This window comes from Neisseria sp. HMSC068C12 (assembly GCF_001814095.1).
In the GTDB taxonomy this organism is placed as follows: Bacteria; Pseudomonadota; Gammaproteobacteria; order Burkholderiales; family Neisseriaceae; genus Neisseria; species Neisseria perflava.
Genome location: NZ_KV814812.1, coordinates 305,311 through 328,957 on the forward strand (window position 1 = coordinate 305,311; position 23,647 = coordinate 328,957).

The 23,647-nt window shown below is 49.6% G+C and carries 24 protein-coding genes; 10 read left to right on the forward strand and 14 right to left on the reverse strand.

Annotated elements, in window-relative coordinates; all coding sequences use genetic code 11:
* Positions 1 to 13: 13 nt before the first annotated feature.
* The 3 genes from grxD (at position 14) to HMPREF2952_RS05855 (ending at position 1,513) form a co-directional block, all read left to right on the forward strand.
* On the forward strand, positions 14 to 325 hold the full coding sequence (gene grxD / locus HMPREF2952_RS05845) for a Grx4 family monothiol glutaredoxin (RefSeq protein WP_003681608.1): 312 nt from the start codon (positions 14 to 16) through the stop codon (positions 323 to 325).
* A gap of 146 nt (positions 326 to 471) precedes the next feature.
* A complete protein-coding gene (gene upp / locus HMPREF2952_RS05850) occupies positions 472 to 1,098 on the forward strand; it encodes a uracil phosphoribosyltransferase (RefSeq protein ID WP_070695370.1) in 627 nt (208 codons plus the stop codon).
* A 97-nt stretch (positions 1,099 to 1,195) separates the two neighbouring features.
* A complete protein-coding gene (locus HMPREF2952_RS05855; RefSeq protein WP_049335566.1) occupies positions 1,196 to 1,513 on the forward strand; it encodes a DUF2322 family protein in 318 nt (105 codons plus the stop codon).
* A 61-nt stretch (positions 1,514 to 1,574) separates the two neighbouring features.
* Here HMPREF2952_RS05855 and trxA read toward each other — a convergent pair whose 3' ends face one another.
* From trxA to HMPREF2952_RS05900, 9 genes are all read right to left on the reverse strand, one after another.
* A complete protein-coding gene (trxA, locus tag HMPREF2952_RS05860; RefSeq protein ID WP_003681479.1) occupies positions 1,575 to 1,907 on the reverse strand; it encodes a thioredoxin TrxA in 333 nt (110 codons plus the stop codon).
* A 126-nt stretch (positions 1,908 to 2,033) separates the two neighbouring features.
* On the reverse strand, positions 2,034 to 3,599 hold the full coding sequence (locus tag HMPREF2952_RS05865) for an ABC transporter ATP-binding protein (RefSeq protein ID WP_049335567.1): 1,566 nt from the start codon (positions 3,597 to 3,599) through the stop codon (positions 2,034 to 2,036).
* Between the two features lie 85 nt (positions 3,600 to 3,684).
* Positions 3,685 to 5,238 carry a fatty acid--CoA ligase gene (locus HMPREF2952_RS05870; protein WP_070588366.1) on the reverse strand — a complete coding sequence of 518 codons (1,554 nt, stop codon included), beginning with the start codon at positions 5,236 to 5,238 and terminating at the stop codon, positions 3,685 to 3,687.
* 305 nt (positions 5,239 to 5,543) lie between these two features.
* Positions 5,544 to 6,329: a TatD family hydrolase gene (locus tag HMPREF2952_RS05875; RefSeq protein WP_070588367.1), complete on the reverse strand. Its 786-nt coding sequence runs from the start codon at positions 6,327 to 6,329 to the stop codon at positions 5,544 to 5,546.
* A gap of 4 nt (positions 6,330 to 6,333) precedes the next feature.
* Positions 6,334 to 6,687 (reverse strand): PilZ domain-containing protein, encoded by a 354-nt coding sequence (locus HMPREF2952_RS05880; protein ID WP_003682949.1) that lies wholly within the window; start codon positions 6,685 to 6,687, stop codon positions 6,334 to 6,336.
* Positions 6,688 to 6,697: 10 nt separating this feature from the next.
* A complete protein-coding gene (locus tag HMPREF2952_RS05885; protein WP_070588368.1) occupies positions 6,698 to 7,678 on the reverse strand; it encodes a DNA polymerase III subunit delta' in 981 nt (326 codons plus the stop codon).
* Positions 7,679 to 8,000: 322 nt separating this feature from the next.
* A complete protein-coding gene (locus tag HMPREF2952_RS05890) occupies positions 8,001 to 9,317 on the reverse strand; it encodes an MFS transporter (protein ID WP_070695371.1) in 1,317 nt (438 codons plus the stop codon).
* A complete protein-coding gene (gene ccoS / locus HMPREF2952_RS05895) occupies positions 9,314 to 9,502 on the reverse strand; it encodes a cbb3-type cytochrome oxidase assembly protein CcoS (RefSeq protein ID WP_003681462.1) in 189 nt (62 codons plus the stop codon). Before ccoS ends, HMPREF2952_RS05890 begins: the two co-directional genes overlap by 4 nt.
* Positions 9,502 to 9,807: an HLGFF motif protein gene (locus HMPREF2952_RS05900; protein ID WP_049344144.1), complete on the reverse strand. Its 306-nt coding sequence runs from the start codon at positions 9,805 to 9,807 to the stop codon at positions 9,502 to 9,504. Before HMPREF2952_RS05900 ends, ccoS begins: the two co-directional genes overlap by 1 nt.
* Before the next feature lie 235 nt (positions 9,808 to 10,042).
* On the opposite strand from HMPREF2952_RS05900, the gene HMPREF2952_RS05905 reads away from it, so the two are divergent.
* On the forward strand, positions 10,043 to 11,239 hold the full coding sequence (locus tag HMPREF2952_RS05905; RefSeq protein ID WP_049344146.1) for an acetate kinase: 1,197 nt from the start codon (positions 10,043 to 10,045) through the stop codon (positions 11,237 to 11,239).
* 152 nt (positions 11,240 to 11,391) lie between these two features.
* Here the strand turns inward: HMPREF2952_RS05905 and HMPREF2952_RS05910 are convergent, their stop codons facing one another.
* On the reverse strand, positions 11,392 to 14,154 hold the full coding sequence (locus HMPREF2952_RS05910; RefSeq protein ID WP_004520833.1) for a TonB-dependent receptor domain-containing protein: 2,763 nt from the start codon (positions 14,152 to 14,154) through the stop codon (positions 11,392 to 11,394).
* 385 nt (positions 14,155 to 14,539) lie between these two features.
* Complete coding sequence (locus tag HMPREF2952_RS05915; protein ID WP_004520832.1) at positions 14,540 to 15,001, reverse strand: c-type cytochrome; 462 nt, start codon at positions 14,999 to 15,001, stop codon at positions 14,540 to 14,542.
* Positions 15,002 to 15,133: 132 nt separating this feature from the next.
* Here HMPREF2952_RS05915 and HMPREF2952_RS05920 point away from each other — a divergent pair, with 132 nt between their 5' ends.
* The 6 genes from HMPREF2952_RS05920 (at position 15,134) to HMPREF2952_RS05945 (ending at position 20,483) form a co-directional block, all read left to right on the forward strand.
* Positions 15,134 to 15,958, forward strand: coding sequence for an SDR family oxidoreductase (locus tag HMPREF2952_RS05920; RefSeq protein WP_049335582.1), 825 nt, complete (start codon positions 15,134 to 15,136; stop codon positions 15,956 to 15,958).
* A gap of 113 nt (positions 15,959 to 16,071) precedes the next feature.
* On the forward strand, positions 16,072 to 16,545 hold the full coding sequence (locus HMPREF2952_RS05925) for a Fur family transcriptional regulator (RefSeq protein ID WP_004520830.1): 474 nt from the start codon (positions 16,072 to 16,074) through the stop codon (positions 16,543 to 16,545).
* Positions 16,533 to 17,462: a CobW family GTP-binding protein gene (locus HMPREF2952_RS05930; RefSeq protein ID WP_003682934.1), complete on the forward strand. Its 930-nt coding sequence runs from the start codon at positions 16,533 to 16,535 to the stop codon at positions 17,460 to 17,462. Before HMPREF2952_RS05925 ends, HMPREF2952_RS05930 begins: the two co-directional genes overlap by 13 nt.
* A 97-nt stretch (positions 17,463 to 17,559) precedes the next feature.
* Positions 17,560 to 18,615, forward strand: coding sequence for an ABC transporter permease subunit (locus HMPREF2952_RS05935; RefSeq protein ID WP_039862485.1), 1,056 nt, complete (start codon positions 17,560 to 17,562; stop codon positions 18,613 to 18,615).
* Between the two features lie 36 nt (positions 18,616 to 18,651).
* Positions 18,652 to 19,692, forward strand: coding sequence for an ABC transporter permease (locus HMPREF2952_RS05940; protein ID WP_004520828.1), 1,041 nt, complete (start codon positions 18,652 to 18,654; stop codon positions 19,690 to 19,692).
* A 110-nt stretch (positions 19,693 to 19,802) separates the two neighbouring features.
* Positions 19,803 to 20,483, forward strand: coding sequence for a sulfite exporter TauE/SafE family protein (locus HMPREF2952_RS05945; protein WP_003680951.1), 681 nt, complete (start codon positions 19,803 to 19,805; stop codon positions 20,481 to 20,483).
* An 86-nt stretch (positions 20,484 to 20,569) separates the two neighbouring features.
* On the opposite strand, the gene HMPREF2952_RS05950 is transcribed toward HMPREF2952_RS05945, so the two are convergent.
* The 3 genes from HMPREF2952_RS05950 to xseA all read right to left on the reverse strand — a co-directional run bounded on the left by HMPREF2952_RS05950 (position 20,570) and on the right by xseA (position 23,633).
* Positions 20,570 to 21,379 carry a sulfite exporter TauE/SafE family protein gene (locus HMPREF2952_RS05950; RefSeq protein ID WP_070695372.1) on the reverse strand — a complete coding sequence of 270 codons (810 nt, stop codon included), beginning with the start codon at positions 21,377 to 21,379 and terminating at the stop codon, positions 20,570 to 20,572.
* A 1-nt stretch (position 21,380) separates the two neighbouring features.
* Positions 21,381 to 22,160, reverse strand: coding sequence for a CDP-diacylglycerol--serine O-phosphatidyltransferase (gene pssA / locus HMPREF2952_RS05955; protein WP_004520826.1), 780 nt, complete (start codon positions 22,158 to 22,160; stop codon positions 21,381 to 21,383).
* Positions 22,161 to 22,283: 123 nt separating this feature from the next.
* Positions 22,284 to 23,633, reverse strand: coding sequence for an exodeoxyribonuclease VII large subunit (gene xseA / locus HMPREF2952_RS05960; protein ID WP_049344148.1), 1,350 nt, complete (start codon positions 23,631 to 23,633; stop codon positions 22,284 to 22,286).
* Positions 23,634 to 23,647 lie beyond the last annotated feature (14 nt).

The window sequence follows — 23,647 nt, forward strand, 5'->3', positions numbered from 1 at the left end:
AAAGGAACACACCATGTCCTCTATCCACGATCAAATCAAAGAAGTCGTTACCACACACCGCGTCGTATTGTTCATGAAAGGCACGAAGCAATTTCCGCAATGCGGCTTCTCTTCCCGTGCCGTACAAATCCTCAATGCGGCAGGTTGCACCGACTATGTGACTGTCAACGTATTGGAAAACGATGCCGTACGCCAAGGCATTAAAGAATACAGCGACTGGCCGACCATTCCTCAACTGTACGTTAACGGCGAATTTGTCGGCGGCTCCGACATTTTGATGGAAATGTATGAAGCAGGCGAACTGCAAGAATTGCTGAAAGCTTAATTATCCACAATATTCCGTAATGTAAAATTGTTGACAAAGGCCGTCTGAAACCCTGATTCAGACGGCCTTTCGCATGAATACGCACTTTGCGCGCCATGCGAAAAAAAGTATAATCCCCCTCCATCAACGCAATTCGGAAAATCAACATGAACGTTACCGTTATCAACCACCCTTTAGTCTGCCACAAACTCACGCTGATGCGTGAAGCGGATTGCAGCACTTACAAATTCCGCACGCTTACCACCGAGTTGGCACGTCTGATGGCATATGAGGCCAGCCGTGATTTTGAAATTGAAAAATATATTATTGACGGCTGGTGCGGCTCTATTGAAGGCGACCGCATCAAAGGCAAAACGCTGACCGTTGTCCCGATTTTGCGTGCCGGTTTGGGTATGCTTGACGGCGTACTCGACCTGATTCCGACTGCCAAAATCAGCGTTGTCGGCTTGCAGCGCGATGAAGAAACTTTGAAACCGGTTTCTTATTTTGAAAAATTTGTCGACAGCATGGACGAACGTCCCGCACTGATTATTGACCCAATGTTGGCGACCGGCGGCTCTATGGTTGCCACCATCGACCTTTTAAAAGCCAAAGGTTGCCGTAACATCAAAGCATTGGTATTGGTTGCCGCTCCGGAAGGCGTAAAAGCCGTCAATGACGCGCATCCTGATGTAACCATCTACACTGCCGCGCTCGACAGCCACTTGAACGAACACGGCTACATCATTCCCGGTTTGGGCGATGCCGGCGATAAGATTTTCGGTACACGTTAATTGAAATGTTTAAGGCCGTCTGAAAAGTGTCAAACCTAAACTTTCAGACGGCCTTGTTATATGGTTTGCTTTAAAACCCACATCAGAAAGGACAATCATGAGCTTCCAAGATAATCTTGCCGCCATGCCTGCCATCGATCATTTGAGCGGCTTAGATATTCTCGACAAAGAGGGCAATGTGGTTCATCACATTCCCAATGCACCCGGCAAACAAGGCTCGCTCAAGCTTTACCATGCTTTGGCGCAAGAGTTTGGCGGTAAACTTGACGCAGCGGCGGCAGAACGCGGCCTGGCATGGTTTGCCGAACATGTTGCCGATGCCGAAGCCAATCCGGGCAAACATCCGAATATTGATTTGCTGTTTAAAGTGAAAGCTGAAAATGCCAGCCTGACTTTGAAACCATTGGCTGCTTAATGAATACAAAAAAGGCCGTCTGAAAACAATTTTCAGACGGCCTTTTTATATGCTTAAAGCCTCAAGCGATAGAGGCTTCAACGAATGCAGTCAGTTGACCTTTAGCCAATGCGCCAACTTTAGTGGCAACGTTTTCGCCGTTTTTGAACACCATCAGGGTAGGGATGCCGCGAACGCCGAATTTGGCAGGAGTGGCTTCATTGTCGTCGATGTTGATTTTAACGACTTTCAGACGGCCTTGGAATTCGGAGGCAATGTCGTCCAAGATTGGGGCGATCATTTTGCAAGGGCCGCACCATGGTGCCCAGAAGTCCAGCAATACAGGTACGTCGGATTTCAAAACGTCTTGTTCGAAGCTGGCATCGCTGGCGTGGATAATCAATTCGCTGCTCATGTTTGTTTCCTTTTGAATGGGGATCGATAAATATGTTGTTCAGGATAGTGGCAGACTGGGAAAATTTCAAGTGCCGCCACTCGGTAATAGTTTTTTTGAAATGCGTCTATCGTAATCCTTAAAGATTCAGACGGCCTCTTGGACCATGTGGCCGGAGTGGGCAATCAAATGACGTGTGTAGTCGCTGGCCGGATTGGCAAATACGCTTTCGCATTCGCCTTCTTCAACGACTTGACCGTCTTTCAACACCATCACGCGGTGGGAAATGGCGCGGATGACGGCGAGGTCGTGGCTGATGATGATGAAGGCGAGGCCGTATTCTTTTTGCAGGCCGCTGAGTAATTCAAGGATTTGTTGTTGCCATTGGACATCGAGCGCACTGGTTGGTTCGTCCAATACGAGGATTTTCGGGCGGACAATGATGGCGCGGGCGATGGCGAGGCGTTGGCGTTGGCCGCCGGAAAATGCGTGCGGATAGCGTTCGAGTGCGTCTTCGGGCAGGCCGACTTGTTTGAGGACTTCTTCGACGCGGCGGCGCATTTCTTCGCGCGGCATTTCAGGTTCGTGCACGCGTAAGGCTTCGGAAACGGTATCGAAGACGTTCATGCGCGGATTGAATGCGCCGAACGGGTCTTGGAACACCATTTGGATTTCGCGTCTCAATTCGTGTTTCCATGGTTCGCCGTTGACAATCAGGCTGCCTTCGGAATCGATAAGGTGCATAACGGCTTTGGCCAGTGTGGTTTTGCCGCTGCCGCTTTCGCCGATGATGCCTAAGGTTTCGCCGGATTTGAGGTCGAAAGAAATGGGGTTGAGAATGGTTTTGTCGCGTTTTTTAAACCAACCGTCCGATTCTTTGACGGAAAAGGCGACGTGCTCGGCCTTAAGTACGGTGGCCGGGTTTTCAGGCAAGGGGGCCACTCGGCGCGTTGTGCCGGCGTTGAGCAGCATTTTGGTGTATTCGTGCTGCGGATTGGCGAAGACTTCGGCTGCTTTGCCGGTTTCAAGGATGCGGCCGTTACGCATAACGGCGACATCGTCGGCAAAACGGCGCACGAGGTTTAAGTCGTGCGTAATGTAGAGCATGGTCATGCCGTGTTCTTCCTGCAGGCGTGAGAGCAGGTCGAGGATTTGGGCTTGAACGGCAACGTCCAAAGCAGTGGTCGGTTCGTCGGCAATCAGGAGCTTGGGTTGGGCGGATACGGCCATGGCAATCATGGCGCGCTGGCGTTGGCCGCCGGAAAGTTGGAACGGATAAGCCTGGGCTTTTTGCTCGGGCTGGTGGATGCCGGTTTCGTCTAGGAGTTCGATGGCGCGCGCCCATGCCTGTTTTTTATCCAAACCCAAATGCAGGGTCAGGACTTCGGCGATTTGTTCGCCGACGCGCATCACGGGGTTGAGGGCGGTCATGGGTTCTTGAAACACCATGCCGATTTCGCAGCCGCGCAGCTTTTGCAGGGCGCGTTCGGACTGGGTCAGCAGGTCGGTTCCGCAATATTTCAGACGGCCTTCAAAGCTAACCATCGGGTTGAGGCGCATAATGCCTTGCGACAATACGGTTTTGCCGCTGCCGCTCTCACCAACCAATGCCAGCTTGCGGCCGGGTTGCAAGGTCAGGTTGATATTGTGCAGGACTTGCTTGCTCGGAAAGGAGCCGTTTAGGTTTTCGATTTCGAGTATAGGTGTCGTCATGGTTGTGGCCGTCTGAAAAGGTTTGTGGAATACAGGTTGTTTTCAGACGGCCTGCATGAATCAAGAGGCCGTCTGAAACAGCGGTTTAGTCTTGAAACTGTTCTTTGAGTTTGCGTTTTAACACTTTGCCGGTGGCATTGCGCGGCAGCTCGTCTTGGAAGATGATTTGTTTGGGGATTTTAAAGTTTGCCAACAGGCCGCGCAGGTGGCTGCGGACTTCGGCTTCTTCCAGCTTCATGCCTTCTTTGAGTTGGATAAAGGCAATGATTTCTTCATCGGCGTATTGGTCTTTCACGCCAATGACGGCGGCGGCTTCCACGGCTTCGAGTTTGTAGATGGCTTCTTCGATTTCGCGCGGATAGACGTTTTGGCCTTTGGAGATAATTAGGTCTTTTTTGCGGTCGACGATGAAGATGAAGCCGTCTTCGTCTATGGTGACAAAGTCGCCGGTTTTCAGCCAACCGTTGACGATGGTTTCATCTGTGGCGTCAGGCATATTGAGGTAGCCTTGCATGACCGAGCCGCCTTTGATGATCAGTTCGCCCACTTCGCCGCGCGGCACTTCGACCAATTCGTCATCGACGGCTTTCACGGTCAGGCCGGGCAGGGCGACGCCGACGCTGGCGGTTTTTTGGCGTTCGGGCGTATTGACGGCCACGACGGGCGAGCATTCGCTCAAGCCGTAGCCTTCCAGCAATTTGGCACGCGGGAATTTGGCTTTGAAGTCGTCAATGGTTTGTCCGGCCAAAGGCGCGCCGCCGCTGATAAACAGGCGGACGCGGTTGAACCATCTGAAATACCAAGGAATTTTGGCCTTGCTCATGGCGGTGTAAATAGCCGGTACGCCGAGGAAAATGGTAGCGCGTTTGAGCAAAACCTGTTTCAACACGTTGGAGAACGGGAAGACGGATTTGACCAAAATAATCGAGCAGGCTTGATATATCGGCAGCAAAACCATGGCAGTCAGCGTAAAGCTGTGGAACATCGGCAAGAAGACGACGAAGCGGTCTTTGCTTGAAATTTGGAAAATTTGTTCGATGCCCGAAAGGTTGGAAAACAGGTTGCTGTAACTGATTAATGCGCCTTTGGGATGGCCGGTTGTACCGGAGGTGTAGATAATGTGCGCCAAATCGTTGACAGACGGCTGACGGCTCAGATTCGGCTTGCCGGGGAATGTGCGTGCGGCATCGAAATAGCTGTCTTCGCCACTGGCGGCTTGGGTTTCGCCAATCCAGATGATTTTACGGACTTTGGTTTTGGCTTTGATGTTTTTGAGTTCTTTGGCCAACGGCGCGGAGGCGAACATAAAGTGTGCGTCGCAGTCATTGAGGATGTAGGAAAATTCTTCGCTTTTCAAAAAGACGTTGAGTGGGACGGCTACTGCGCCGATGGAAGTAATGGCGAAATAGGCGGCAATAAATTCGGGAGAGTTGGAAACGACAAGGGCGACCTTGTCGCCATATTGTACGCCTTCGTGTTGCAGATAGGCGGCGACGGTTTCTACTTCGTGTTTGAGGGAGGAATAGCTGATTTTTTCTTTGTCGTTGAAAATGACCGTGCCTTTACCGTTTTTTTGGCAGGCGGCTGTCAACATGGCGTAAAAATTAGAGTGGGTGTGCATTTCGGAGTTCGTGTCCATATTGTGTCGATGGGTGTACGGTTTCGATGAACCGTTTATTTCGAAGGATAGGTTTTACATCCTATCGGTAAAATAAGCAAGAGGCCGTCTGAAAATACTTTCAGACGGCCTTGAGCTTTGCTGGGCTTAGGAAAGCAATATTTTGAATTTAAATTCATTTATTGTGTTGATGGAAATATTCCCATTCTTTAAAGGTCCGGCCGTTCGGAAGATAGCGCAAGCCGATTTTGTTGTCGTTTCTGTCTTGAGCCATTTTGAGTTTGCCGCTGCGTTTGAGGCAGAACCGGTGGTAGAAAGCCTTAGAACTAGCCGTTGTTCAGACGGCTGTCAGGTACTTTCTTAAACAGGCGGTAGAAATTGTCGCTGGTGTTTTGTGCCAATGTTTCCAAGCTCTCGCCGCGCAGATTGGCTACGAATTCGGCTGTATAGCGGACGTAGGACGGCTCGTTTTGTTTGCCGCGTTTGGGAACCGGCGCGAGGAAGGGTGCATCGGTTTCTACCAAGATTCTATCGGCTGGGACGTATTTGGCGGCTTCCTGAATCAGCGGTGCGTTTTTAAACGTCACAATGCCGGAGAAGGAGATGTATAACCCTAAATCCAAAGTGGCTTTGGCAAAGGCGACGTCTTCAGAGAAGCAATGAATCACGCCGGAATTAGTGTGGCATTCTTTCAAAATCCGCAACGTGTCTTCGGCTGCATCGCGCGTGTGGACGATAACGGGCAGGCCGCTTTCGTTGGCTGCTTGGATATGGTCGGCAAAGCGTTGATGTTGCCATGACAAATCGCCTTTGCACCAGTAATAGTCCAAACCGGTTTCGCCGATACCGACGATTTTCGGATGTTTGGCGGCCTCTACCATTTCGGCAATGGTAAATTCTTCTGCTTCTTGGCTGTCGGGATGTATGCCGATGGTGCAGTAGATGTGGTCATTTGCCTGAGCAATGTCGAAGACTTCGGCAAAACTTTGTTTGCTGACGCTGATGGCAAGCGCCTGTTTGACGCTTTGCGCTTCCATATTGGCAAAGACTTCGGGCAGGCGGTCTTTTAAGCCGTCAAAGTTGAGATGGCAATGTGAATCGATTAAATACATGGTATTACAGGGTAAAAGTAGTGCGGTCGCTGCGCAGGCGCGGGCCAAGCTCGGCTTCGATCAGGTTTTTTGCCTGCAGGCAGCTTTCGTGTTCGGAGAATGCAAGGCCTACGCCTTTGGGGCGATGGGCCGAGGTGCGCGCCGGATTGATCCAAACGACTTTAGTTGGCAGGAAGCGTTTGGGATAGTCGGCGATTTCGACGGCCAAGAGGATGTCTTCGCCTAGTGAGAATACGTCATCGGTCGGTACGAACAGGCCGCCGTGTTCTAAAAACGGCATATAGCAGTTGTACAACAGATTGGGGTCTTTGAGTTGCAAGGCCAACATCTTCGCCGGAATGTCTTTTTTATTCATCATTGATTACCTGTTAGGGTTTGTTTTGCCAAAAATCTAAATATTCGATAAGCAGATACTCAAGCTGCATTTTAACACTCAAGGTATGGTATCCGTAAGGGTTGAGCGCGTTCAGACGGCCCAATAGGGCAAACAGTTTGCGTGAATCGGTTTTAGAGGCCGTCTGAAGCAGGGCTTGGGCATGGTGCGGATAATAAAGCGGCGCCATGCTTTGTTGTGCCAAGCCGACATCCATCAGCCACTTTTGCAACCAGTCGATGAAAACGGCCAGCGGTTGTTTTTGTTTGTCGAACGCGGCGGCGTAGTCGAGTATGGCTAACAGGCGCGGTGCGGCCAGCAGAGTCAGCAACTCTTCGCGTAATGCGTCCAATTCGGGAGTCGGCGTGAATAAAGGTGCGCCGCTGTGAAATGCCAACAAGGCTTCAGCATTTCCCACACCCTGTTGGCGCAGGTATGCCGCAGCCTGCTCATGGGTAGGCGAGGGCAGCACCATCTGGCGGCAACGGCTTTTGATGGTAGGCAGGAGTTTGTCGCGCGCATGGGTAACGAGCAGGAAAACGACGTGTTGCGGCGGCTCTTCCAGAGCTTTCAACAAACCGTTTGCCGCCTGTGTGTTCATGCTTTCAGCCGGATGCACCAATACCACGCGCAGTCCGCCGCGGACAGCGGTCAGGTAAATGTTTTCCACAATATCGCGCACGGCATCGATTTTGATTTGCAGGAGTTTGCGTCCTGTTGCCTCGCCTTCGGGCATTTCCGGCGTGAGTTCGTAAAAGTCGGGATGGGTGTTTTGGCTGAACAAATGGCACGAAGCACACTCGCCGCAGGGTTCATGGCCGGACTTGGGCGATTCGCACAGCAATGCCTGCGCGACAAAGCGGGCAAACTCGGTTTTGCCGGTATTTTCTTTGCCGGTAAACAGCCAAGCGTTGGGTCGGTTTTGCCAATGGGCGGCGAGCTGTTGCCATTGGGTTTCATGCCATGGGTAAATCATATCGTTTGGGAACTATAAGGTAGGTGGTTATTATACTCTCAGGCCGTCTGAAAAAGGTTTCAGACGGCCTTTAATAAACTGCTTAAAAATTAATCAAGTATCTTTTTGCTTTGAAATATCAATTATTAAGCTTACTTATTCACAGCCTTTGCACACGCTTGTTTGGGGAAAATGTGCATTTTGTTTGGTAGTAAAGTTGTACTTAAAATTTAGTCAGTCCTGTTTTTTAATGTTAAATCAGACAGTAATCTGATTTATGCACAAGCTGTCCACGCGATTGAATAGTGAAAATGTGCATGGTGGGGAGACATTTCAGACGGCCTTATTTGCTGCTTTTCAACAAAGCGGTCAAATCCCCGATAAATTTCGATTCCCGTTTGATGAGGTAAACAATCAACGGAATATTACCTACGGCAACAATCAAATACAGCAGCGTGATGCTGTTGAACAACATCAGCAAAACCGCGCTCAAAATGGCAGCCGACACCATAAACACGCCGTTGATGATGTTGTTGGCGGCAACAGCATGGGCGCGGAAGGTTTCGCTGCTGGCAGTTTGCAGCCAAGTGTAGAGCGGTACGGAGAAGAAGCCGCCGAAAAAGCCGATGGCCGACATCACGAGCATAATCGGATACGTTTGGGCTTGCGATAAAAACCAAATAATGCCGTTTAATTCGGTAAAACGTTGGCCTTGGGTCAGCCACACCAGCAATAATCCACAGACCGTCAGTCCCAGAGTGCCGATGGTAACCAAGCCCAAAATCAGGCGTTCGTGGCTGAGTTTGGCGCATAACACCGAGCCGATGGCGATACCGATGGAGAACAGCGCCAACATCAGGTTGAACACATTATCGTTGCCGCCCAAATGGATTTGCGTGAACGTTGGCAGTTGGGTGGTATAAACCGAGCCGATAAACCAAAACCATGAAATACCAATGATGGAAGTGAATACGGGACGATTGGCCGCCGCTTCACGAATCAGTGAATTCGTGCCTTTAATGATGTTCCATTCGATTTTTGTGTCCGACATTTTAGCGGGTACAGACGGCATAAACAGGCTGGTCATCGAGCCGCCGATAGCGACCAATAACACCAAACCACCAACAATATACGGCGGAACACCTGCGACTGCGGTGCCCAAAATTTGGCCGAGCAAAATGGAGATAAACGTACCCGATTCAATCAGGCTGTTGCCCATAATCAGCTCTTTGTCGTTGAGGTAATCGGGCAAAATGGCATATTTCAGAGGGCCGAACAAAGTCGATTGCGTACCCATGCAAAACAGGCAGATTAAAAGCAAAGGCGCGGATTGAATATAGAAGCCATATGCTGCCACTGCCATAATGATGATTTCCAACAGCTTGATCCAGCGCGCTAAAACGGCTTTATCGAATTTGTTGCTCAGCTGTCCTGACAGTGCGGAAAACAGGAAGTAGGGCAGAATAAACAGCATTGCGCCCAAATTCAGCATTTGGCTGGGCGGCAGAAAGTCGTTTTTACCCAAACCGTAAAAACTGATCATCACGAATAATGCGGTTTTGAACATATTATCGTTCAACGCGCCCAAAAACTGCGTCCCAAAGAGCGGCGCAAAACGGCGGGTCGTGTGGAAATTCAGATTGTCTTTTTTAAGGCTCATTGTTTGGATTCTTTGTCTTCGTCTTTTTCGATCAGTTTTTCAGTGGAGTCGTCATCCATCAAAATGCGGTGCGCAGGTCCTTCAAGGTCGTCAAACTGTCCGTTTTTACCCGACCACCAGAAAAACCAGCCGATGATGAAGGCCAAAATAATGCTGATGGGGACAAGGATAAACATACTTTCCATTACATCGCTCCGGTCAAATCGGTCAGGATAAAGGTTTTACCGCTAATGGTCAGGTATTCGTTGCGCAACGAACCGATATTTTTATCGTCAAAAAACAGTTCGATACGGTCTTTAACCACGCGCCAGTATTGCGGGATATCGGTTTGCTCAAAAGGCGACAATACCGCCGCTTCGGCTGCGTCTTCACTTTGCAGCTTGATTACAAAGCGTCCGCTTTGCGGCGGATTTTGCGATTCATCGTCTGCCAGCATAATGAAAAATCCGGCGTGTTCGCCGTCTTGAGTGTGGATACTGAAATAATGCATATCGGTAAATTTTCAAAACCGTCGTCATTTTTTCAGACGGCCTAAAATAAAATTCCGTCCATTTTACATCAAATATTAAGTCAAGCAGCCGATTACATTTTTTGTTAGAATACGACGTTTACTTTGTTAATCTGTTCAGACCGCTACCCACTACGTCCCACAAGGGGTGCAACATAGCCGGAGCCGCAGTAAGGTCCCGACAAAAATGCCGTCTGAAACCTCAAGGAGCATAAAAATGTCACAAAAATTAATCTTGGTTTTGAACTGCGGTAGCTCTTCCCTCAAAGGTGCCGTATTGGATAACGACAGCGGCGAAGTATTGCTGAGCTGCCTGGCAGAAAAGCTCAATCTGCCTGATGCCTACATTACCTTTAAATTCAACGGTGAAAAACACAAAGTTGACCTGTCTGCCAAGCCCGACCACACCGGCGCAGTTGAAGCCCTGATGGAAGAACTCAAAGCCCACGGCCTCGACAGCCGCATCGGCGCCATCGGTCACCGCGTCGTCAGCGGCGGCGAACTGTACAGCGAATCCATCCTCGTTGACGACGAAGTTATCGCTGGCATCGAAAAATGTATCCCGCTCGCTCCCCTGCACAACCCGGCCCACCTTTTGGGTCTGCGTGCCGCACAAAGCATTTTCAAAGGTTTGCCTAACGTTGTCGTATTCGACACCGCCTTCCACCAAACCATGCCGGAACATGCCTACACCTACGCTGTTCCACATGAATTGTATGAAAAATACGGCTTGCGTCGCTACGGCGCGCACGGTACCAGCTACCGCTACGTTTCTGATGAAACCGCCCGTTTCCTCGGTAAAGACAAAAAAGACCTGCGCATGGTGATTGCCCACTTGGGTAACGGCGCATCTATTACCGCCGTCGCCAACGGCGAATCACGCGATACCAGCATGGGTCTGACTCCGCTAGAAGGTTTGGTCATGGGTACCCGCAGCGGCGATATCGACCCTTCAGTTTTCAGCTTCTTGGCTGAAAATGCCAACATGACCATCGCCCAAATCACCGACATGCTGAACAAAAAATCAGGTCTGCTCGGTATTTCAGGTTTGTCCAATGACTGCCGTACCATCGAAGAAGAAGCTGCAAAAGGTCATCCAGGCGCCAAACTGGCTTTGGAAATGTTCATCTACCGCTTGGCTAAATACATCGGCAGCATGACAGTCGCGGCAGGCGGTTTGGACGCATTGGTCTTCACCGGCGGTATCGGTGAAAACTCCGACATCATCCGCGAACGCGTATTGGGCTACTTGGGCTTCCTCGGTCTGTACATCGACCAAGAAGCCAACCTAAAAGCCCGTTTCGGTAATGCTGGTGTGATTACCACTGCCGACAGCAAAGCTGTTGCCGTTGTGATTCCTACCAACGAAGAATTGATGATTGCACACGATACTGCCCGTCTGAGCGGCCTGTAATCTCCGTCATTATTGAAAACCTGCCCGCAAGGGCAGGTTTTTTTGTTGTGTATAGATGAAGAAAATTTTGAGGATATATCGAAAAAAGCCGGAAAACATTGCGTTTACCGGCTTTTTAATCAGTGCAATATGAAGAATGCTGATGGATAGGTTTAGAACTTATAACTGATGGTAAACAGCAAAGTCCTGCCGCGCGCATAGTTATTCAAGACGGAGCGTGTCGTGCCGCCATATTTGCCATTGCATAAACCGTTGGCATCGCATTCGACTTCCTCATCATCTAAACCACCTTTTCTTTCAAATACGCTGAAATAGCGCTGGGTTGCGGCATCGTTTGCGGAATCCAGAGGATCGATATAGCGCTTATTGAACGCATTTTGAATGTCGAAACGAAGGATAAGGTTTTTCTTCGGTTCATAATTGGCATAGAAATCAAAAATCAGCGGCTGTCTGTTGATGCTTTCTGTTTTTTTGATCACCCTTCTGCCCATTTGGTGTGAAGAGTAGGTATTGGCACCGGTTGTCCCGTCAACAAATTCCTCCTCAGTCGTCGCCCGTGTACTTTTGCCGTAATAGCGCATAATGCCGCCGATAGTCAATTTATTGCCCAACCATCGGGACCCTAATTCAAACCGACCGTAATCTCGGGGTAAGCGGGAAATTTTGCTTAAGCCGTAGCCTTGTTTGATTTGGTCTTCTTTAGAAGAGTTGCGGGGCGATTCGCTGGCATCGCTATAATTGGTCGGCTGGTTGGTTTTTTGATATGCGTAAGACAGGGTTGTAAAAAAGCGGCCGAAATCATAGTTCATTTCCACTTCCAAACCATTTTTATGGACAGGTTTGGCGTAGTTTCGATGCTGGATAGAGTATTGCAGGCCGGTACTGGTTACCCAGCTGGGTGCTTTATCCAAATCCCACCATTTGCCATAAACATTGTGGATATAGTTGTTTATCCTGCTGCGATAGGCGACCAGTTTGAAACCCAATACATCGTCCGGCTTGAAAATCCCTTTTTTGAAGGTATTGAAGCCTATTTGGTAAGTATTGGCCTGTTCCGGCTTGAGGGCGGTATTGACGCCTGAGTCGCCGATTTGTGAAAAATACATTTCTTGAATATTCGGCATTCTATGCGTACGCGAATAGCTGATAAACGGCATAAAGTAGTCGTTGACATTGATGTTTAATGCCACCGAATGGTTTACCGCATGCTTTTTACCGGATTTGGTATAAACCGGTTCGTAAAGGTCGCAGCTTGGCGTGCAATGCTGTTTATAAATTTCAGAATCTTCTCCAAATGCTTTTTTAAAGTCTTCTTGGGTATTGAAGTAGTCGGTATATTCGCCCTTGTAGCGGTAGTTGACCATATTGGCGCTGTAATTCAATTGATAAATGCCTTTTTTCAAGGAAGTATCAAAATAGAACGTATTGAATTTTTGCTGGCCTGAAGGTTGCAATATGGTTGATTTTTGAGGAAATATTCCTTTGTCTCCTTTGAAACGGCCTAAAAAGCTGTACAGGCCGGCATCTTGATCCGGGCCGTCGTAAAACAGGCTCAGCTCTTCCGGAAAGCGGTTTTTACTGTATTGGTTTTTAAAGAAATTGAAACCGACGGTAGCTTTTAAATCTGTTTTTTGGGGAAGTTTGAAAGAAAAGCTGTTGTTGATATCCAAAAGATTGGCTGTGTTTTTGGTTTCCAAATAATCAAGCAGCCCCCATCCTGAAAAACGTGAGTTTTTCGGATATTTTTGTTTTCCCAAATTATGGGCGGCCAACACGTTTAAATCGACATAATCGCCAATGTTTAAGTTGTAATTGGCTTGGTAGTTGCGGTTTTCTACTTTGCGGCTGCCGATACGGTTGTTCATGGTACGAAGCTGAAGGTCCAGCTTGTTGTTGTCGTTTTCGTATTCCACTTTGACCAAATGGCTGTTTGAGCGTTGTTGCAGGCTGGTAGGATCGATTGGGGTCAGATCCCATTGCGGTGCCAAATTCTCTTTCCAGCTTCTTTCCAAGTCATCGACATAATCTCTTTGCAAAACCTCAGGATCGTTATATTTTTTGGAGAAAGGGTAGTCCCAATAGCTTTTACCGACCGCATTGCGCTTGGAAAAGTCACGGACCCAGAGATTTTGTTCGTGGTCGAATTTCAATAAATTGCTCTCAAAATATTCTTGTTTTTTACGATCCAGATATTCCTCGCCAAAATTGCCGATACGCTGACCGCCACCGCCTACTTTATAGTTTTGCTCGACATTACGGTGGCTGTAACCATATAACGCACCAAGGCGCGCTCCGCTGTCAAACCATTTTTGTACCGCTCCGGTTGCCATAAAGTTGCTTTTGGTGCTGTTTGTGCCGGTCAATCCTTTGGTCAAGAGGCCGAAGGTATTGTTTCCGTGTACTACATCGTCTACCCGTAAAGTACGGAAATTGGCTGTACCGGATAAGGTATTGATGCCGTTGGCACCCGAGAAACTGCCTTTGGTTACATCCACGCCGGCAATAAAATTGGGATCCAGTGCCGTACCGAATTGTGAGGAGCTGCCGCTGCGTCCGGCATCGGCAGAAGTGGAATAGAAGGTTTGGGTTACGCCGTCAACCATCGTATTGACACGTCCCAAACCGCTATCGCCACGGATATTGACCGCCAATACGCCTGATCCTTTGTCTTGTTGGGTGAAAACGCCGGGCATGCTCCGCACGATGGTATCGATGTTTTCGCTGGATTGATAAACGCGTTCACGCGAACTTTTGGCTTGGCCTTCGGTAAAAACTTTTTTCTCTTTGGCAATGTGTTTACCTTTGACTTGAATTTCATCAAGCTCTTGAGTTGAAACCTCGTCTTCTGCGTGTGCGATACTGGTTATAGCCAGTAAAGATAATGTTAGTAGATTTAATTTGAAATTCGGATTCATGATAGTTACCTCAGAAACGAAGTAGATACTTTATAACATATTATTAAACTTTACAAATATTTAGATAATGGTTTTTATTTATTAAAAAATAAAGCAGATTCTTGTTTCAGGAGATAATCCAAGCGCATATGATTAATCTGGCTGAAAAGATAAAGCAGGTCTGAATTTGAATTTGATTGGTTGAGAAGAAGGGAGATTTAATTGAATTTAAACAGCCGGAAGAAGAAAATTTGATTGCGATATGTGAACTGGGCCGTTAGTTTCAAATGAAACCGGTAAAAAACATGAAATGCAAAATATAAAGTTAATATAGAAAGATTTGAAGTCAGTTGAAGAAAAGGCCGTCTGAAAATGATATTTCAGACGGCCTTTATTGTTTTAAGCCTTATTCCGGACCGCGGAATGTGTCGTGGCAGGATTTGCAGGTTGCACCGGTTTCGCCGTAAGCGGCTTTGATTTCTTCCAATTTGCCGGTTTGTGCGGCGGCGTTGAGTTTCTCAACTGCAGCGGCAAATTTTTCTTCTTCGGCTTTGAAGGTTGCCGTGTCTGTCCAGATGGCAGGCAGGGCGCGGCCGTTGCCTTGAGGGTCGGATTCAAACAGGGTGAACGGTTTTTTGCTGTTTTCGGCGAAGGTTGCGGCGGCTTGTTTGAATTTTTCTACGTCGTAAGGCTCTTCGTCTTTGACCATTTTGCCCATGCGGGTAAACTCAGGCATCATGGATTTGAACGCGGCCGTACGGTCTTCGGAAATAGGGCCTTTAGGCTGGGAAGGCGCGCTGCTGCCGCCGCAGGCGGAAAGGGTAAGCGCCACTGCTGCCAAAGCAACAGGGAGAAAACGGGTTTTCATATGGAGTGTGTCCTATTGTAATGATATGATTATCGTTAAATTTAAAATCAGCCGGCCAAACTCTCAGGCCGTCTGATAAGGCGTTATCATACCTTAAACCCAAGTCTGAAACGAGTACAGAAAGGAAACGATATGGCAATTTTGATTACCGGGGCATCGGCAGGATTCGGCGCGGCAATGTGCCGTACTTTTGTTGCGGCAGGCTATCATGTCATTGGCGCGGCACGGCGCGAAGACAAATTGCAGCAGTTGGCAGAGGAATTGGGCGAGCAGTTTTACCCTTTGGAAATGGATGTTTCTCGTACGGAGTCAATTCAAAACGCTTTAAACAGCCTGCCTGAGCATTTAGCTGAAATCGATTGCCTGATCAACAACGCCGGTTTGGCTTTAGGTCTGGATTCCGCTGATAAAGCCGATTTTGGCGATTGGGAAACCATGATTCAAACCAATATCATCGGCCTGATTTTTCTAACCCGCCAGATTTTGCCGCAAATGGTAGCGCGCAAACAGGGCTACATCATCAATTTAGGTTCGATTGCCGGCAGTTATGCTTATTCCGGCAGTAATGTCTATGGTGCAACTAAGGCTTTTGTGCGCCAATTCAGTATGAATCTGCGCGCCGAATTGGCAGATAAAAATATCCGCATTACCAATATCGAACCGGGTTTGTGCGGCGATACCGAGTTTTCCAATGTCCGTTTCAAAGGCGACGATCAGCGTGCGGCCGAGGTTTATGAGAATGTCGAGTTTATCCAGCCGCAAGATATTGCTGATACCGCTTTATGGCTCTATCAGCGTCCGGCGCGGATGAACGTCAATTCCATCGAAATCATGCCGGTTGCCCAGACCTTTGCAGGCATGAAAGTTTACCGCGATGAGCCTGCTCCGGTGAAGGAAGAAACGTTTGAAAAACAAAGTATGTCTTTGTTTGGAAAAATTAAATCTTGGTTTAAGTAATCGGCATCAGGCCGTCTGAACGTTTCAGACGGCCTCTTTGTTATCTGAAATTGAACAAACACGTTATAATGTAATTTTTTATTAACAAGGCCGTCTGAAAGGCTGTTTCAGTTATGAACGTAATCAAACAAAAAATCTTAGAACAAGCGCAGCGCGATGGTGTGCAGGTAACCGCTTTGCGCGAGCAAGTGCTTGATATTGTTTTGAAACAAAGCGGCGTGATTAAAGCCTACAACGTTCTGTCGCAGATGCAGCAGCAAAGCGAGGGCGTGGTTGCGCCGCCGACGGCCTACCGCGCCCTTGATTTTTGGGCGGAGCAGGGCGTTTTGCACAAAGTGGCGGCGGTCAACGGCTATATTCTGTGCAGCCACGCGCAGCACGAGTGCAATGACCATTGCCATGACCACGAAGAAGCCGAAGCGCACCACAGCGCGTTTATTTTGGTTTGTACCGAATGCGGTACGGCAGATGAGCAGACCTTGAGCCAAGAATGGGCGGCATTGCGTGCAGGCGTGGCGGAAACTGGTTTCTCATTAAAAGAAGAACATGTTGTTTTAACAGGAATTTGTAAAAAATGTCAGAAGTAAAAAAGACTAAAGTCCACCTGATTTCAGGCTTCCTCGGAACAGGCAAAACCACCGCCCTTAAAAGTCTGATGGCACAAAAAGACCCGAATGAAAAATGGGTCATCATTGTCAACGAATTTGGCGAAATCGGCATTGACGGCGCCGTCTTGAGCGACAACGGCATTCCCGTGGCAGAAATCGCCGGCGGCTGTTTGTGCTGTACTGCCGGCGCGCAAATGGGTACGACCGTACAAAAAATGCTGCGCGATGCCCAACCTGACCGCTTGATGATTGAAGCCAGCGGTTTGGCACACGCTGCCAGCGTTATCGACGAATTGAAAGCCAAACCGCTCGACAGTATGCTAGAAATCGGCGCCGTCTTTACTGTTGTCGATCCGCGCCAATTCATTAATCCCGATTACGCGCAACAAGCCTTGTATAAAGACCAAATCGGCATTTGCGACGTATTGGTCGCCAGCAAAACCGACTTGTGTACGCCGGAGCAACTGGCCGAATTTCATGATAAAGCGGCCAAGCTGTTCCCGCCTAAAGCCAAAGTGGTTGAAGTACAAAATGCGCAACTTGACATCCAATGGCTTGATATTCCCGTTGTCGAAAAATCGCGCTACCGCCTCAAAGCCCTGCCGGACAACACCATGGGCTTCCAGTCGCAAGGCTTTACTTTCCCTGCCGGACGTGATTTCGATGGCGAAAAACTGACTGATTTCTTCAACGACCTGCCTAAATTTACAGACGGTCTCGTGCGTGCCAAAGGCGTGTTCCAAGTGCTCGGTACATGGGTATGGCTGAACTGGGTGGACGGTCAATGGGGCGCAAACCAAGTTTCATGGCGCCGTGATTCCCGCTTTGAGCTGATTGCCAAATCGTTTGACGCGGATTTGATTGAGAAGAAATTGCAGGAGGCGTTGGAGAAGTAAATCATCGGCCAAACGCTTATTAATCCGTTACTATATGCCGTCTGAAGTCAGCGGTTTCAGACGGCCTTCAAATCAAAAAATAGAGGAACACTTAACCATGTGGCGTTATATCTTTCATCGTTTGCTCCTTTTGATTCCCACGTTGTTGGGGATTTTGGCGATTACCTTCGCTGTGATTCAGTTTGTTCCCGGCGGTCCGGTGGAGCAGATGGTTCAGCAGCTGACGCAGGGCGCGGTTGGCGGCGAGACGGCGGGACACAGTATGCCTGGAACTTTGGCCAAAAACGGCAACCGCATCAGTGCGGAAGATTTGGCCGCGCTGAATGCTTTGTACGGTTTCGACAAGCCACCTGTGACGCGTTTTGTGGATATGGTATGGAAATTTGCCCGTTTCGATTTGGGCGAGAGCTTTTTCCACCACCAAACCGTATTTGAGTTGGTAAAAGAGAAAATGCCGGTATCGATGAGTTTGGGTTTGTGGACGTTCTTCCTGACTTATTTGATATGTATTCCGTTGGGTATTGCCAAGGCGGTCAGGGATGGCAGCCGATTCGATACGATTACGGGGATGATCATTTTGGTCGGCTATACCGTACCGCCGTTTGTCTTGGGCTTGGTGTTGCTGGTGTTATTTGGCGGCGGCAGCTTTTTTGCCTGGTTCCCGCAGGGTGGCTTGGTTGGTGATGATTTTGATACGCTCTCTTGGGCAGGTAAAGTCAAAGATTATTTATGGCATATGGCCTTGCCGATTACCGCTTCGGTGGCAGGCAACTTGGCGGTGATGACCGTATTGACGAAAAACGTGTTCCTTGAAGAAATCCGCCGTCAATATGTTTATACCGCGCGAGCCAAGGGCTTGCCTGAGAAACAGATTTTGTGGAAGCATATTTTCCGCAACGCCATGATTCCTCTGATTACCGGTTTCCCGGCTGCATTTATCGGCGCATTCTTTACCGGAAGCCTGTTGATTGAAACGCTGTTCTCGCTGGATGGTTTGGGTTTGCTGTCTTACGAGGCAGTGATGAAACGTGATTATCCTGTCGTAATGGGTACGCTGTATGTATTCACGCTGATGGGGTTGTTGGCTAAACTGGTGTCGGATATTTCTTATTCATGGGTCGATCCGCGTATTCACTTTGGCGGACAGAAATAAGGCCGTCTGAAAATATCTTCAATCCATTATTAAAGAATGTTTCGAACCATGAAAAAGAAAAAATCTACTTCAAACCCTACTTGGCAAGCCTTTAAGCAGCATAAGCGCGGTTGGTTGGCTTTGCGGATTTTGGCCGTTTTGTTTGTCGTCACTTTGCTTGCTCCTTTGTGGAGCAACGATAAACCTTTGTGGATACGCTATCAGGGCGAGTATTTCTTCCCCTTGGTAAACGAATACAACGAAACCACATTTGGCGGCGATTTCGATACGCCTGCGGATTATCTGGATCCGCTTATCCGCCACAACATTACTTCAGACGGCAATTTTGCCCTTTATCTGCCCAATCCTTACGATGCCGATACTTTAAACGATTTTGATACGGCACCCGATCCGGCCAAACCGTCCGAACGGCATATCTTGGGAACGGACGACCGCGGCCGTGACCTGTTGGCGCGCTTGGTTTACGGTTTCCGCGATTCGCTGTTGTTTGCCTTGGTGTTGACTGTGGTGACTACCGTAATCGGCGTGGTTGCAGGCGCGGTACAGGGTTATTTCGGCGGTAAAACCGACCTTCTGATGCAGCGTTTTATCGAGGTTTGGGGCGGTATGCCGGAGCTGTACCTCTTGATTATCCTGTCTTCGTTTTTTAATCCGGGGCTGTTGATTTTGCTGGTGTTGCTGTCGCTTTTCGGCTGGATGGGCTTGTCCGACTATGTCCGTGCCGAGTTTTTGAAAAACCGTCAGACCGATTATGTTTTGGCGGCGCGCGCAATGGGCGTGGGCAACCGTGAAATCATGTGGCGCCATATCCTGCCCAACAGCTTGACGCCGGTATTGGCCTTCCTGCCTTTCCGTATTTCCGGTGCGGTACTTGCCCTGACCAGTTTGGACTTCTTGGGCTTGGGCGTACCTGCCTCACAGGCAAGTTTGGGCGAGTTGCTGGCGCAAGGTAAAGACAACTTGGACGCGTGGTGGATTGGCCTGTCTGCCGTTGCTACGCTGACGGTAATGCTGCTTTTGCTGGTCATGATCGGCGAAGGTTTGCGTCAGGCATTTGACGTACGCGCACGCAGTTAATTGCTTTTCTAAAGCGTGAAGAGGGTGGGCGGAAAAGCTTATCCTGCATTCTCAGGGCCGTCTGAAAAGTTTCAGACGGCCTCATCCATTCGTTTGAATCATTAAAAACCATGAATCAAGAAATCACATTTCTTACTCTTTTTCTGCTCGGCTTTTTTGGCGGAACGCATTGCGTCGGTATGTGCGGCGGATTGAGCAGCGCATTTGCTTTGCAGCTGCCGCCACATTTAAACCGAATCGGGCTGATTGTATTGTTGAACTTGGGGCGCATCAGCAGCTATGTCGTCATCGGCCTTCTGGTCGGCTTGGTCGGGCAGGTCGGCATTTCCTTGGACGATACGCGCGCGGTTCAAAACGGTTTGTATATTGCCGCCAATGTTTTGCTGCTTTTGCTCGGTCTGTATCTTGCCGGTATTTCGACTGCCGCAACCAAAATCGAAGGCATCGGTAAACCGATATGGAAACGCCTGAATCCTTTGCTGAACAAATTGCTGCCGATTAAATCAGTGCCTGCCTGTTTCGGCGTCGGCGTGCTTTGGGGCTGGCTGCCTTGCGGTTTGGTGTACAGCGCGTCTTTGTATGCTTTGGGCAGCGGCAATGCCTTGCACGGCGGGCTGTATATGCTGGCGTTTGCATTGGGGACCTTGCCGAACCTGCTCGCGATGGGCATATTTGCAGCGCAGTTGAAAACCTTTCTGCAAAAACGCATGGTTCGTTTGTGCGCCGGATTGTTGGTGGCAGGATGGGCGATATGGCGCTTGGCTGTATTTGCGATGGGGCAAATCGGGTAAGGTAAAAAGGTTTTATTTAGTTTGTTGTTTTGCAATTAAAAAGGCCGTCTGAAAGAATTTCAGACGGCCTTTTTCACAAGAAAGATTTAATGTATCAAATTCCAAGCCATCTTGGCGGCAATCAGCAGCAACATGATGCCGAAGGCGATTTTGAGTTTTCGGGCGGGCAGCTTGTGCGCCGTTTTTACGCCGAGTGGAGCGAAGAGGATGGTGGCAGCGCTCAATATGGCTACAGCCGGAAGATAGATAAAGCCTGCCGCGCCTTCAGGCAGGTGGGCAACATGTAAACCGTTGGCAAAATAGCCGATGGTGCCGGCAATCGCAATCGGCCATGCCAGACCTGAAGATGTGCCGATGGCGCGGTGTGCCGGAAAGTTGCAATATAGTAGAAATGGAACGGATAGCGAACCGCCGCCGATACCGACCCAACTTGAAGCCGCCCCAAAAAGCGTACCCACGGCTGTCAGGCCGTGGAGGGCAGGCAGGGTGCGTGAAGGTTTGGGTTTGGAATCGCGTAGGGTTTTGACTGCGATAAAGGCAAGAAATGCAATAAAGAAAACTTGCAAAGCCAGCGTCGGCATATATTTTGCCGTTACCGCGCCGAGGAGTACGCCAAGTATCATGCCCGGCGTCATTCGGCGGACGGTCGCCCAATCAATGGCGTGCTTTTTATGTTGGGCGTACATACTGGAGAAGGTAGTAAACACCATGACGGCAAAGGAAGTGCCGATGGCAAGATGCTGGGCATAGGGGTGGCTGCCTATGCCTTGCAGCTGCAACGCCCATAAGACAACGGGAACAATCAACGTGCCACCGCCTACGCCGAATAGTCCGGCAATAAAGCCCGCTGCGCTGCCGACGGCGAGCAGGGCAAGGATGATGTCCCAAGACCACATTTCAGACGGCCTTGTCGTGTTTGTGTGCTTTATGGCGTTTTTTAAACCAACGGATGACTGCCATCACATAACCGGACAGGCTGTAACCGAGGAAAAATAGGAAGAGGACGAGAGAAGGCTCCCAGTTGATGAGCAGCAATACCAACACGGCCAACACCATGCCCATAAACGGTACTTGGCGGCGGATGTTGATTTCTTTGAAGCTCCAAAACGGAATCTGCACAATCATGGAAATGCCGGCAAACAGGGTAATGCCCAATGCCCACCAATGCACGCCGGGGAAGCGTTCGATGCTGTGGTTGACCCAAATCAGGCCGACAATCAACGCAGCGGCGGTCGGGCTTGGAACGCCGATAAACCAGCGTTTGTCGACTTTGCCGATAAGCGTGTTGAACAGTGCCAAACGCAGAGCGGCGCAGGCGCAGTAGATAAAGGCGACGGAATAGCCGATTTTGCCAAACTGCCAAAGTTGCCATTTGTAGGCAATCAGGGCAGGCGCGACGCCGAAACTGACCATATCGGCGAGGCTGTCGAGCTGTTCACCGAATGCGCTCTGGCTGTTGGTCAAACGTGCAACGCGTCCGTCCATGCCGTCGAGCAGCATGGAAAGGAAAACTGCAATCGCCGCCGTTTCATAACGTCCGTGCATGGACTGTGTAATGGCGAAGAAGGCGCAAAACAGTGCGGCGATGGTAAAGGAATTGGGCAGCAGGTAAATGCTGTTTTTGCGGATGGAATTGCGTGGTGGAATCGGATTTTCTGTATTTTGTGAGTTGTCCATAATGTTTCCGTATATGCTGCGGGTGCAGATGAGGCATTATACCGCATTGGCAGGTTAAGGATTTTTAAAAGGCAGACATAGTTTCACTTCAATCGCATAAAGTTTCAGACGGCCTTTATTTTGTCAGTCAAACAACTCGCCCTGAGCCTGCTCTTTGGTCACGCGTACGTCGGTTTCGCCGTCGGCAAAAGTGATGTGCAGTTTCTGCCCTTGTTTCAATGTATCGGCATTGCGGATGACTTGTCCGCGTGTGTTTTTGACGACGGAGAAACCTCGCTCCAGAATATGCTGCGGCGATACGGCTTCGAGCAATGCGGCTTGGGCGATCAGGCTTTGACAGCGTTGGACAAGCAGCTGGCGGAAGGAATGCGACAAGGCCGTCTGAAAGCGGTCGATGTTGTGTTTGTAAATGGAAACATCAGGACGGCAATGTTTCAGGGTTTGGGTTTGGCGTTCAAAACGGGCGGTATGGGCACGGAGGTTTTGCGTCATCGAGTAAGACAGCGTTTGCGCCAGCTTGCTGATTGAAGCGCGCTGATCGTCAAGTTTTTGGCGCGGGTGACGGATTTGCCGCGCCAACCAGTCGAGTTTTTGGCTGGCATCGAAATAACGTTGCTCCAAAACGGTTTTCAGACGGCCTTGCGCTTGGGCTAGACGATGTAACGATTCTTGGCGGTTGGGGCTGACCAGTTCTGCCGCGCCGGTCGGCGTGGGTGCGCGTACGTCGGCGACGAAATCGGCGAGTGTGAAATCGGTTTCGTGGCCTACGCCGCTGACAACGGGAATTGCGCAGGCTTCGATGGCGCGCACAACCGGTTCTTCATTAAACGCCCACAAGTCTTCAATGCTGCCGCCGCCGCGACAGACAATCAGCACGTCACATTCGGCGCGTTGCGAAGCGGTTTTAATCGCTTGAGCAATTTGCAACTCGCTGCCTGTGCCTTGTACGGGCGTCGGATAAACGATAACGGGGATTTCGGGTGCGCGGCGGTTTAAGGTGGTCACGACATCGCGCAAAGCTGCCGCCGCCAGGCTGGTGACGATGCCGATACATTGCGGACGGGCGGGCAGAGGTTTCTTGCGTTCCGCTGAAAACGCGCCTTCCGCCTGCAACTGCGCCTTCAATCGCTCATAGGCTTCGTAAAGCTGCCCCAAGCCTTTGAGCCGCACCTCGTTCACCGTAATCTGAAATTCACCCCGCGCTTCATAAATACTGATTCTTCCTGATACCTCGATATGGTCGCCTTCTTTCAAAGGCTTCGCCAAGCGCATGGCCGCACCCTTAAACATCGCGCAACGCACCTGAGCGCGGCTGTCTTTGAGCGAGAAATAATAATGTCCGCTGGCAGCACGGGTCAGGTTGGATACTTCGCCGGCAATCCACAAGCCTGCGAGATGGTCTTCCAACAAGGCTTTGGCGAGGGCGTTGAGTTCGGATACGGAAATGGAGGAGGGCGCGAAGAGTTCGGACATTGCGAAACAGGAAA

Coding starts and splice junctions, on each gene's coding strand:
- grxD (WP_003681608.1), top strand. CDS start 14: ATGTCCTCTATCCACGATCAAATCAAAGAAGTCGTTACCACACACCGC.
- HMPREF2952_RS05930 (WP_003682934.1), top strand. CDS start 16,533: ATGTCAGAAGTAAAAAAGACTAAAGTCCACCTGATTTCAGGCTTCCTC.
- HMPREF2952_RS05905 (WP_049344146.1), top strand. CDS start 10,043: ATGTCACAAAAATTAATCTTGGTTTTGAACTGCGGTAGCTCTTCCCTC.
- HMPREF2952_RS05950 (WP_070695372.1), bottom strand. CDS start 21,379: ATGTGGTCTTGGGACATCATCCTTGCCCTGCTCGCCGTCGGCAGCGCA.
- HMPREF2952_RS05900 (WP_049344144.1), bottom strand. CDS start 9,807: ATGCATTATTTCAGTATCCACACTCAAGACGGCGAACACGCCGGATTT.
- HMPREF2952_RS05890 (WP_070695371.1), bottom strand. CDS start 9,317: ATGAGCCTTAAAAAAGACAATCTGAATTTCCACACGACCCGCCGTTTT.
- HMPREF2952_RS05885 (WP_070588368.1), bottom strand. CDS start 7,678: ATGATTTACCCATGGCATGAAACCCAATGGCAACAGCTCGCCGCCCAT.
- trxA (WP_003681479.1), bottom strand. CDS start 1,907: ATGAGCAGCGAATTGATTATCCACGCCAGCGATGCCAGCTTCGAACAA.
- HMPREF2952_RS05920 (WP_049335582.1), top strand. CDS start 15,134: ATGGCAATTTTGATTACCGGGGCATCGGCAGGATTCGGCGCGGCAATG.
- HMPREF2952_RS05925 (WP_004520830.1), top strand. CDS start 16,072: ATGAACGTAATCAAACAAAAAATCTTAGAACAAGCGCAGCGCGATGGT.
- upp (WP_070695370.1), top strand. CDS start 472: ATGAACGTTACCGTTATCAACCACCCTTTAGTCTGCCACAAACTCACG.
- xseA (WP_049344148.1), bottom strand. CDS start 23,633: ATGTCCGAACTCTTCGCGCCCTCCTCCATTTCCGTATCCGAACTCAAC.
- HMPREF2952_RS05935 (WP_039862485.1), top strand. CDS start 17,560: ATGTGGCGTTATATCTTTCATCGTTTGCTCCTTTTGATTCCCACGTTG.
- HMPREF2952_RS05915 (WP_004520832.1), bottom strand. CDS start 15,001: ATGAAAACCCGTTTTCTCCCTGTTGCTTTGGCAGCAGTGGCGCTTACC.
- HMPREF2952_RS05940 (WP_004520828.1), top strand. CDS start 18,652: ATGTTTCGAACCATGAAAAAGAAAAAATCTACTTCAAACCCTACTTGG.
- HMPREF2952_RS05875 (WP_070588367.1), bottom strand. CDS start 6,329: ATGTATTTAATCGATTCACATTGCCATCTCAACTTTGACGGCTTAAAA.
- HMPREF2952_RS05880 (WP_003682949.1), bottom strand. CDS start 6,687: ATGATGAATAAAAAAGACATTCCGGCGAAGATGTTGGCCTTGCAACTC.
- HMPREF2952_RS05855 (WP_049335566.1), top strand. CDS start 1,196: ATGAGCTTCCAAGATAATCTTGCCGCCATGCCTGCCATCGATCATTTG.
- ccoS (WP_003681462.1), bottom strand. CDS start 9,502: ATGGAAAGTATGTTTATCCTTGTCCCCATCAGCATTATTTTGGCCTTC.
- HMPREF2952_RS05910 (WP_004520833.1), bottom strand. CDS start 14,154: ATGAATCCGAATTTCAAATTAAATCTACTAACATTATCTTTACTGGCT.
- HMPREF2952_RS05865 (WP_049335567.1), bottom strand. CDS start 3,599: ATGACGACACCTATACTCGAAATCGAAAACCTAAACGGCTCCTTTCCG.
- HMPREF2952_RS05945 (WP_003680951.1), top strand. CDS start 19,803: ATGAATCAAGAAATCACATTTCTTACTCTTTTTCTGCTCGGCTTTTTT.
- pssA (WP_004520826.1), bottom strand. CDS start 22,160: ATGGACAACTCACAAAATACAGAAAATCCGATTCCACCACGCAATTCC.
- HMPREF2952_RS05870 (WP_070588366.1), bottom strand. CDS start 5,238: ATGGACACGAACTCCGAAATGCACACCCACTCTAATTTTTACGCCATG.